We start from the raw sequence: 1836 nt of genomic DNA on the forward strand, positions 1-1836 counted from the left end.
CACTCGCCGGCTGCGGCATCCGGGCCACCTCGGTGCCGGTCGACTCCGGCCCCGCACCGACCCGGGTCGCCTGCGCGCTGACGGGCGACAGCACCGACGCCCCCGACGGCGGCACCGCCACCCGCGTCTCCCTGGTGTGCAGCTCACGAGTGGTGGACGTGGAACGCCGGCTGGAGCTGCCCCGCGGCGGCACCCCCGCCGAACGGCTCACCGTCGCCCGCACGCTGCTCGCCGAGCTGCGGCGCGAACCCGGAAAGCGCGAGCGGCAGTTCGGGTTCAGCACCGCGGTGCCCGACCAGCTGCGGGTCAACGGCCCGGCGGCGGGCGACCCGCGGAGCGCGCTGCGGCTGAGCCGCAACCCGGCGGAGCTGCCGTCCTTCGCGCTGGGGCAGCTCGTGTGCAGCTACGCCGACACCGCCCTTGCCGACGACAACGGGCGCGTGGTGCTCGGCGGCCCGGCGGCCGAAACCGACGAACCGCTCCGCCGCTACACCTGCTCCACCGAGCTGCGCACCTCCTCGGACGCCGCGCAGAGCGCCGGAGTGCCGTTGTGACCGGCGCCACGGGGCCCTGCGGGTGACACGGCGAACAGCCGGGAACCGCCCCGCCGACCACCGGCGTCCTCCTCCCCGTGCAGCGTCATCGACCTGGCGGTAGTGCCGCCCCACGGCTCCGGACAGCAGGTCTTGTACTCCTCGGCGGATACCTGCTGTTCGTCGGCTGGTTGACGCTGCGACCCCTGTCCGTCCCGTGGATGGACCCGGCCAGCGTGCAGCTCTTCGCCACCATCGAACGGGAGCTCTCCCGCGGCCCCCGCGAGGCGCTGCGGGCGCTCGGCGGTGACCTGCTGCTGCTGGCACCGCTGGGAGCGCTGCTGCCCGTCGCCTCCGGCAGGCTCGGCTCCTGGGTCGGGTCCTTCGTCCGCACGGTGCTGGCCGGCGGGCTGCTCGCGCTCGGCCTGGAGGTGCTGCGCTCGACCGGTCCCGGCCAGATGCTCAACGTCGACTCGCTGCTGCTCAACACCACCGGTGTCGCGCTGGGGCACCTGCTGCTCTACCCGCTGGCGCGGGGGGCGCTGCGGCGGGGGGCGCTGCGGCAGGTGGAGGTCGGCGCCGCCGTGCGGCGGACGGTCCGGGGCTCTCAGGGTCTGACCCCGAGAGCGACCAGGGTCGACATCGCCCCGTGGGCCGACGCCTCCCGGCCTCGCGCGCCCTACGTTTGACGCATACCGGGAAACTTCCCGGAGGCTCGGGAAAACCTCCCGGAAGGCCGCGTCCGGACCCGTTCGACCGGGCACCCGGACAGCAGCGCCGACGCGTCGGACGAAGACGAGCGGATCCAACGAAGGAGTCACGTCATGGCCGCACTCTCCCGCCCTCAGGAAAACCGGATGATCGCCGGTGTGTGCGCCGGGCTGGCCCGTCGCTTCGGCATCTCGGCGACCACGATGCGAGTGATCTTCGTGGTGTCGTGCCTGCTGCCCGGCCCGCAGTTCCTGCTGTACATCGCCCTGTGGGTGATGTTGCCGGATGAGAAGGCCGGCAGCGCCTGGTGATGCCGCGACGGCCACAGCGGCCCGTCCCCGCTCGCAGGCCACCCTGGCGGGTGGTCCCGCGTGCGCGGCGGGCCGCCGTCGTGCCGGGCACCCGACCGGAGCGAGCCCCTGCGCGACTGCGGCAGTGGCCCTGCCCGGCTCAGGCGGGCAGGCCGCCCGCCAGGTCACCGGTGACCTGGCTGGAGAACTTGCCGCCGGTCAGCCCCTCGGTGGGCAGGCCGCCCAGGAGCTGCTTGGTGGGCAGCCCGGACGTCAGGGCGTCGGTGGGCAGGCCGCGGCTG

3 protein-coding genes are annotated in these 1836 nt (G+C 74.6%); all 3 read left to right on the forward strand.

Annotated elements, in window-relative coordinates:
* Nucleotides 1-554: hypothetical protein (locus ACYVE9_RS25210; protein WP_461030201.1), on the forward strand; the 554-nt coding region annotated here is incomplete at its 5' end.
* Nucleotides 555-631: 77 nt separating this feature from the next.
* Nucleotides 632-1222: a VanZ family protein gene (locus tag ACYVE9_RS25215; RefSeq protein ID WP_461030202.1), complete on the forward strand. Its 591-nt coding sequence runs from the start codon at nucleotides 632-634 to the stop codon at nucleotides 1220-1222.
* Nucleotides 1223-1357: 135 nt separating this feature from the next.
* Complete coding sequence (locus ACYVE9_RS25220) at nucleotides 1358-1555, forward strand: PspC domain-containing protein (protein WP_461030203.1); 198 nt, start codon at nucleotides 1358-1360, stop codon at nucleotides 1553-1555.
* Nucleotides 1556-1836: the final 281 nt, after the last annotated feature.

This window comes from Streptomyces sparsus (assembly GCF_054776295.1).

Bases quoted from the DNA above. Each gene is read 5' to 3' on its own strand.
- ACYVE9_RS25220 (WP_461030203.1), top strand. From the start codon at position 1,358: ATGGCCGCACTCTCCCGCCCTCAGGAAAACCGGATGATCGCCGGTGTG.